At 35.0% G+C, this 8,904-nt stretch carries 4 protein-coding genes; 1 reads left to right on the plus strand and 3 read right to left on the minus strand.

Annotated elements, in window-relative coordinates:
• The first annotated feature begins 419 nt into the window (after positions 1 to 419).
• Positions 420 to 1,682, plus strand: a complete 1,263-nt coding sequence (locus JGH11_RS17975) for a hemolysin family protein (protein WP_201114096.1) — start codon at positions 420 to 422, stop codon at positions 1,680 to 1,682.
• A gap of 11 nt (positions 1,683 to 1,693) precedes the next feature.
• On the opposite strand, the gene JGH11_RS17980 is transcribed toward JGH11_RS17975, so the two are convergent.
• The 3 genes from JGH11_RS17980 to JGH11_RS17990 all read right to left on the minus strand — a co-directional run bounded on the left by JGH11_RS17980 (position 1,694) and on the right by JGH11_RS17990 (position 8,379).
• Positions 1,694 to 3,169 (minus strand): DUF3943 domain-containing protein, encoded by a 1,476-nt coding sequence (locus JGH11_RS17980; protein ID WP_201114097.1) that lies wholly within the window; start codon positions 3,167 to 3,169, stop codon positions 1,694 to 1,696.
• Positions 3,170 to 3,292: 123 nt separating this feature from the next.
• A complete protein-coding gene (locus JGH11_RS17985) occupies positions 3,293 to 5,203 on the minus strand; it encodes a RagB/SusD family nutrient uptake outer membrane protein (RefSeq protein ID WP_201114099.1) in 1,911 nt (636 codons plus the stop codon).
• 11 nt (positions 5,204 to 5,214) lie between these two features.
• Entirely contained in the window at positions 5,215 to 8,379 is a 3,165-nt protein-coding gene (locus JGH11_RS17990) for a TonB-dependent receptor (RefSeq protein WP_201114101.1), read from the minus strand.
• Positions 8,380 to 8,904: the final 525 nt, after the last annotated feature.

Consider the following 8,904-nt stretch of genomic DNA (forward strand, 5'->3'; position numbering starts at 1 on the left):
GATTTCATAAGTGTAGGTATTTGTTTAGTAATTAATAAATTATGTGTGCAAATGTAATATAGTTCACTTAATAAATTTTTGATTACAATATCTATAACTTATTTTATGAATTGTTAATATTCTTGAGATTATGAAGAAATAATTGAATTTTAGTCTCTTTATCTAATTTGTGAGTATCTAAAATGTTAATAATGAGTTTATCTTATATTTTTAAAATTTAAGTAAATAATTAGTAAATGACATAAAGAAAAGAGATAGTAGATCGAAATTTATGTGAAAACATAATCATCTGCATGAGAATTGGAATTGGAAATGAGGATGACTACATAATGGATGTATATATTAATTACTTTTATATAAATGTAGTGTAATGGTAATAGAAAATATCTTTAATTTAGTATTTCATAATTAATTTGCATATGGAAATCGTAATTATTATAGGATTAATACTATTAAATGGCATCTTTTCAATGTCTGAAATAGCCGTAATATCAGCTCGTAAATCAAGCCTTATTAATGAAGCTAAACGAGGAAACAAAGCGGCTGAATCAGCAGTCAATCTGGCAAAACATCCTGATCGATTTCTATCAACAGTGCAGGTCGGTATTACTTTAATAGGTATTATTACAGGACTTTATTCGGGAGATGCGTTGGCGGATGATTTTTCAGAGATACTGATTAATATAGGCGTACCTGAAAATTATGTACTCTTAATAGCTAAAATTATTATTGTTGTTATTGTAACATATTTTACTATTGTTTTTGGCGAATTAGTGCCAAAACGTATTGGGATGACTTTAGCCGAAAAAATTGCTAAAATAATAGCCCGTCCGATGCATTGGCTATCGATCATAGCTTCTCCTTTCGTATGGGTATTATCAAAAAGCACTTCATTGATCTTTAGTTTATTTGGTTTGTCCGATTCAGGTTCTAAGGTGACGGAAGAAGAAATAAAATCTATGATTCAGGAAGGCACGGAGGATGGCGAAGTTCAGGAAGTAGAACAGAATATAGTAGAACGTGTGTTTACTTTAGGCGATAGAAACCTTGAATCTATTATGACCTATCGTGGCGATATAGTTTGGATAGATACAGATATGACAAATGATGAGATTTTACATGTTATTCGTAACAATCCATTTGATAAATATCCTGTAGGAAATAAAGATCTGGATCATATTATAGGCATTGTACACTTGACCGATTTATTTGGGCTCATAAGTGAGCCTAAATTTGAAATAAGGGAAATTATTCGTCCGGTACAGTATTTTTATGAAAATATGGAGGTGTATCGAGCTTTAGAAGAAATGAAATTGAAACATTTACAATATGCTCTTGTCTGTGACGAGTTTGGTGCGTTACAAGGTATTGTAACACTAAAAGATATTATGGAAGGATTGGTTGGTACTATATTAGACCCATATGAGGAACCTGAAATAGTTCAGCGACAAGATGGAAGTTACCTTATCGATGGACAGTGCTCCTTCTATGATTTTCTTACCTTCTTCAAAAAAGGAGATTTGTATTCTAAATATGAATATAATACAATTAGTGGACTTGTTATAGATTTACTTGAGCATATTCCTAGAACCGGAGAAATTGTAAATTGGAAAGGTCTATCTTTCGAAATTGTAGATATGGATGGAGCTCGAATTGACAAAATCTTAGTGAATAAACTATAAAGTATATATATTTAAAATTTGTATGTAAGCATTAACCTACTTTCAACAGTAGAGGAGAACACATTTTCGAAATATTTATAATTTGTATCACGTGTGTAGCTATAACCAATACCAGTTAAATAGAAACGGTTTTTTAATTTGAGATCCATTCTTAAACATGCTACATGCAATATTGCTTGCGAATGATCTCCTTGTGCGTTCAATGTTTTTTCATTTATAGTTTCCCAATTAATATTTTGAGGATATCCTTTCCATGTAAACATTCGATATCCTTCATCCGTGAGAGAAATACTAAATATATCTTTATATGCAAGGCTTGAGCCCAATTTCCATCCAAAACCACTAGCTAGGTTATAATTGCGATCGTCCAATATATAATGATCGCTAAGAGTTGCCCCCAGCAATATACCATTAAGATGAGCAAAGGAAGTGAATTCCCAATTTGAAGACCGTTTACTCTTATGTATAAGACCTACACCAAATGAAGCTGGAGTAGATATCTTATAAGGTACCCTCGATGATACTTCCGATATTGTATCCGAATCGTAGTAGTCGAAATGTTGAAAAACACCAATACTAAGAAAGTCTTTCGAGTTGTTGATCAGCTCGGCAGAATACAGCCTTCCAATAATATTCAGCTGACTTAAGATTGGTTGAGAGCCTTGTCCATTGATATTAGCTCTAAAAGTGAAATGATCGTAAGGTTTATTAGTCTCGGCCTCGAATCTGTCTCCATACTCTACGTTTATATTTGTAGCAAACCCAAGTCCTTTATCGATTACAGGATCTTCAAATTCTAATCCTCTTACTCCCATCGAGACTTCTACACTTACATCAGGGACTCCAAATTGTTTGCCCGAAGTAGCTCTTTTCTTCCAAGCGTCGCCAGACATGATACGTGTTAACCCTCTCATAGGAGATATAAGAAAAGAGGCGAATTCTAAACCAAAACGAGATGAACCGGTCCGTCTGTCATCCAGAATAAGATCTGACGTTCGAAAAAAGACTTCACCAATGGCCATTCCTCCTATAGGTGTTGCTATTATATCATTCGTTGATGGATATTCGTTTTCCATAAACATCTCCCACATAGCACTTCCTGCTAAAGCCAAGCCTCCCGATTCCCAATAGTTGAGGCCATTAGCTCTCCCTGCATTGAAATGGAGATTTCCATGATAAGGATGCGCAAACATATTTGTTTCCAGATTATCATTATCCCAAATAAAGCCTTTTTTGAAATTTCTTCTCATCGAATTAAGACTGATATAAGCATAATCTCCTTTTTTTATATATCGGTCAAATGCCCATAATCCAATATTGAATCCAACAGTAATTCCTCCTGCTCGATACCAATTGTTTTTGGAATAATAAGATATATCTGTAGAGTCGGCTATTTTAGGTGTTGCAGTCTGATGTCTTATAGAGATTTGAGCCAAAGAGTTTATTGATGTAACGAAGAGGATGGGGAAAAAAAGAAATATTTTCATCTGATATTCTAGTAGCGTTATACGAAATGGTCTGCATATAAAAATAAGATAAATAGATGAGATAATCTTCTTTAATAAAAAAAGACAGACTTTCGCCTGCCTTTTTTTTATTATTTTAACCGTTTATCTGGTTGAACCTTCTGGACCCATCACAGTACCTGTTTCTGGTACTTTGAGTGGAGGTACATTTTTTTCGGCCCCAGGGTAACCTATATTTTGATTAATTACTCCTTGTGTATTTAATGAAATCTCTGTTGCCGGTATAGGCCACAAGACATGATGAACACTGATTTTGTACTCGGCCCATTTATGTTTAACTCCTTTATTATAGAAATTATTACGGCTGTTTACCCAATCCCACCAGAAATTATATCCTGCTTGTTTGATATTGGAATTTGTTCCTCCCGGGCCGGAGAAATTATCTAATTTATATGTTCTTCCTCCAAATACTTCACAGGCTTTTCCTGTTTTAGCATATATGTATGATATACGTACTAATTCATTATGTCTGTTTTCTTCATAATATAATTCGCGGGCTCTCTCATCTAAAATAGTTCCAATATTAATTTCAGATGCAATAAGGGGATCAGCTCCGGCACGTATACGCACTGGATTGATAGCACTGGCAGCCGATGGCAGATCTCCTTTCCAATAATATGCTTCGGCCAATAACAGCCATGCTTCGGCACTACGATATATGTACCATGGAGTTTCTCCTCCTACCCATGTTGTAGCTAGTGGATCAGGTACGAAAATCTTATAATGCGGCCAATCGTACCAAGAACGGATAGTATCTTCTACAGCCATTGCTACAGGCTTTTCAATATTTTTTCCATACCAAGAATTATTATTCTTTTTTAAGTCAGGATGATTGTATTTCAGATCACTTGTATGTTTCCAGCTATCACGGTTATAAATGCCACGTAGATCTTGTTTTTCTTTTTCTCCCCATATATTATGACTCATGTACCAGCTTGTACGTAAACGACCGATTCCACGTCCATAACTTTTGTTTAGGTCCATTTCTGGATTTGTTTCACCACTAGCAACGTTTACTGATGTTCCAGTCTTTCCATCGGGTGTTTTTATTGCTGCAGCTACCCAAAACGGAACAGCATTTCTCATTGTCTGTATTGTGGCAGAACCCTGTATGTCGGGATATGCTACTACATACATTAGTCCTTCTGTATTCGTCATATCCAGTTTTGCTTCCACACTATGCAGATCGTGCATAAGGTTTGTATTTGCCTTATTTTTGTTTGCTGTAAAGCGTTGAGTCATTAATGGGTGAGCAGCAACTATTTCGTTTCCTATTTTTATAGCTTGATCATAATCACCTAGCAACAGGCAATATTTCATTAATAATATACCACATGCTCCTTTAGAGGTACGTCCGCGGTCAACCTTATCTGGAACCCATTGATAGGCAAATTCCAAATCTTTCTTCATTCGGGCGAAAATGCCCCATTTGTCATAAGAGTAAGAATCTACTAAAGGCCTTTTTATTTCCCAGTCTATATATGGTATATCTCCAAACTGGTGTGTCAGTTTGTAGTAGCGATATGCCCGTTGAAAATAGGCTGCACCTAATACTTGGTTATATTCTTCTTCATTTTTAAAATTGGCATCATCTATTCTTGATATTATGATATTGGCATATTTAACACCACTATAACCTTCATCCCAATACCATTTTACTTTAGTTGTATTCTCACTATTTAAATTAGCATCAGGTAATAATGATATATCCATATCTATCTGTGGCCCGGACTTATCTGTGGTTCCTTCAACAGCAACATCAGATTGGATCATTTCTGTTAGAATAGGTGCACCATCTCCAAAATATTCATGTCTCATATTACGTTCTGCTGCTGTCAATCCCGCCATCAGTCCATTAGCATCTACAAATGCACTTTCAGGAGAGAAAAAGGATAGGGGCTCAGGCTTAAGCCAGGAATCACTACAGCTAGAAAAAACAGCTGTTAATATACTAGCCCCAATCAGAGTTTTTTTATATATTTTACTTATTTTCATAATATTATTTCTTATAAAGTGAAGTTTATACCCAAACTGAATGTTCTACCTACCGGATCTCCAGATTCAGGATCCCATCTGTTTTTCCACTTAGGAGCAAAAGTAACTACATTTCTGACTGTACCTGTAATACGCATATTCTGTATCAGATATTTATTTAAAATATTTTTAGGTATATTATAGGATAAAGAAACATTATCCAATCGAATGAATGATCTTTCTACTAGATTGTCTCCTATATTTTTGGATCCTATACGAGCATAGTCATTAATAGGATTGTCTGGAGTCCATCTTGGATAATCATAGTTACTTACACGGTCTGCGAATACATTGTTCGAGGCATCATTAAATGTCCCGTAATGTCCCCATAAAGAGTAAATCATGAATGAAAAATCAAAGTTTTTATATAAGCGGAAGTCATTTCTTATTTGCCATCTAAAACGAGGTGTAGTATATTTTTGATGTTTTTTATCTTTGTCAGTCATTATACCATCTCCGTCCAGATCAAGATATTTAAAATCTCCAGGTGCACAGCCATATTTGGCAGCTTCATCTTTCTCATCTAATTGCCATACACCATCACGGACATATCCCCAGTGGCGATCAGGATCCTGACCTATAAACCATTTGTTCTTGGTATCATTCGTTTCCTGTTTGCCAATTACATTTCCATTCTCGTCCACGATATCTATCATGTCGCCATATAGTTTTTTCAATTCGCGGCGATTTATGGAAAAGTTTCCGGTGATGTTCCATTCAATATTTTCTCTTTTCAGAACATTACTATTTAAGGATAGCTCAAATCCCTTATTTTCAACAAGTCCGATATTAGTAGTTATCTTATCAAATCCGGTAAATTTAGGGAGTCCTCTTTCGACTAGTAAATCATTCGTCTCTTTTTTGTATACGTCGATTGATCCACCAAGAATATCATTAAAGAGAGAGAAATCGAACCCGAGGTTATATGCTTTCGTATTTTCCCATTTCAGATCTGGATTTGCCATACGAGAAACCCATAATTGTGAAGTGAGATAAATATTTCCATTTCCATCAATATATGGTGTTAAGCCTGGGGTTAATTCTGCAATTTGTTCGTATTGACCTATATCTCTGTTTCCATTTTGCCCCCATGATAAACGAAGTTTTCCGTATGTCATCCATGGATTCAGTTTTTCTCCAAACTTTTCTGATGTAAATACCCATCCTAAAGCTACAGCAGGGAATGTAGCATGTGGGTTCTTTAGTCCGAAAGCAGAGTATCCATCTCTACGCACCGATGTAGTTAGCATATATTTATTCATGTAGGAGTAAAATAAGCGCCCCATCAGAGCATCACCTGTTTTTCGTGTGTCATTGCTACTTGCTTTTGGTATTGCACCTGCATTCATAGCATGATAACCTAAATAATCGTTAGGTGAAAATTGTGATGTTTGAGATTTTGTCTGCCAATATTGTCCTTTTTCAGCATTGACAAGGAAAGTAACTTCTACATTGTGCTTTTTATTAAATTCTTGTTTCCATGTAAATAAGTTATCTACTTGCCAATTATACCATTTTTCGTGTCTTCTTTCGGCGCTTCCACCTTCTTTTGCCCATCCTTCATGCTTGCTGGACTTATGCTCGTAATATTCTTGCCAACTAAGATATGGTGTAAAATTTACTTGATAGCCAAAACCATATGGTAACGTTAGTTTTCCAAATATAGTTCCGTTGATACTTGTTCTTTGCAGTTTAGTATCCATATAGGCAGCATCATAAAAAGGATTGGAGCTCGAGTTATCTCCACTAGGATAACGACGATATATGCTATTAGGATCATCCATTTCATTAAGAGTATATGGAGATAAGTTTCTTGATTGTCCCCAATCGACAGTAGGATCAAATCTGGAATCACTGCTATTCCATTTTTGGTTTGGTTCGTCTCGAGAAGAGAAATTCATATTTACTCCGACAGTTATATATTTGTTAATCTTAGATTCGAGATTGAGGCGACTAGTATAATTTACATATTTGTCTCCTACATAGATACTTTCTCTATCCTGATACCCTAAAGACCAGTAGTAATTTACGTTTTCAGATCGATTTGAGATGCTTGCAGAGTAATCTTGTTGCATTCCTGTTTGAAACACTGCATCTTGCCAGTTTGTAGTTCTTCCTGCTAAATAATTTTCAATTTCAGGAGTTTTGAAGTCCAAGCGAGATAACCACTTTGTTAATAATTGGGTTTCATCAACAGAGGTTACAGGTGTTTTCATGTCATAATTATACCAATCCAGTTGGTTAATACCGTCTAAGGAACGAGGGTCGCTAAACATTTGAGGATATTTTTTGTAATAGTCATCAGAATATCTTCCATTCTCATAGTCTTGACGGAATTTTACATATCCTTCAGGACTTAATGCTTTACGTTTGTTAGCCAGAGATACCCATCCCCAATTTGCATTAAAATTAATTACTGGTTTTCCTGTGTCGGACCCTTTACGTGTCATAATGGCAATAATCCCATTTGCGGCTTTAGCTCCATAAACAGCAGCTGAACTTGCGTCTTTCAGTACATCTACAGATGCAATATCATTTGTGTTCAGATCACTGAGAACCCCATCGTAAATAACCCCATCAACAACGATTAGAGGCTCGTTCTTCCCCCTTAAGTTATTTTTTCCACGTATTGTCATGTCACCACTTCCTTTGGCTCTTCCAGATATACCTACTTCCAGACCGGCAACATTTGAACGCAATAAGTCTTGCATAGAACGTGGCATTTCGGTTTGTAGTTTATCTGCTTTTACTGATGAAATGGCTCCGGTTAAGTCTCGCTTTTTGGCTGTACCATAACCTACAACAATAACTTCATCCAGATTCAGTGCATCTTCTTTTAATATTACTGTGTATTCGATATTATCTGAAATTTTGATTTCCTGGGTCCCATAACCGATATAAGATATTATTAGGGTTCCAGAAGGAGGAATATCAAGCGAGAATCTACCTTCAATATTGGTCATTGTGCCAATGACTGTTCCCTTTACAGCAACGGTTGCTCCAATAACTGGTTCCTGCTTACTGTCTAATACAGTACCAGTAATTGTTTTTTTTGTCGTTTGTGCATAGGCTGATGTGCATAAGAGCAAACAACACATCGCTGACATGACAAAAAGTTTAAAATTTGAAAATTTCATAGTCATACTAGAGTTGATTAAGATTTATAAATAAGTTATCTGGTGTGTTTTTATCAAATAGGAGGCTTTGTTCCTAAGTATTTATAACTATAGAAACTAGATTTCTTCATCTGCAAGAAAGCTTAATACTATTTTTAATAAGATGGAGTAAATAACTAAATTCTCATAAAGAAAAGGAGGCACTTTCTATCAAAGCGTCGAAATTTTTTTATCATTATTTTTGGATCATTTATTCTGTTTTTGAGATAATCATAAACCTCAAGTCAACAGTTTTTTATTTAGCTAGATACTTTTATAATATATGTGTGCGCACACATCGTTTCGTAATAAAATAATATTCAAATATTATTGACGTTTTTTCAATTTAGGACATTTCATATTTTATCAGAATTAGGGTATATATTAATAAATCGTTATATCAAGGACCTATTGGAATACTTTTTATATCCAAGGAAAGATTATATTGGGCTTTTTCTTTTCCTGTATATTTTTCTATTAATAAAGTAGAAAAGCACTTCATAGATC

Origin of the sequence: Dysgonomonas sp. Marseille-P4677 (genome assembly GCF_016652235.1) — a bacterium.
GTDB lineage: Bacteria > Bacteroidota > Bacteroidia > Bacteroidales > Dysgonomonadaceae > Dysgonomonas.

Bases quoted from the DNA above. Each gene is read 5' to 3' on its own strand.
- JGH11_RS17990 (WP_201114101.1), bottom strand. From the start codon at position 8,379: ATGAAATTTTCAAATTTTAAACTTTTTGTCATGTCAGCGATGTGTTGT.
- JGH11_RS17975 (WP_201114096.1), top strand. From the start codon at position 420: ATGGAAATCGTAATTATTATAGGATTAATACTATTAAATGGCATCTTT.
- JGH11_RS17985 (WP_201114099.1), bottom strand. From the start codon at position 5,203: ATGAAAATAAGTAAAATATATAAAAAAACTCTGATTGGGGCTAGTATA.
- JGH11_RS17980 (WP_201114097.1), bottom strand. From the start codon at position 3,169: ATGAAAATATTTCTTTTTTTCCCCATCCTCTTCGTTACATCAATAAAC.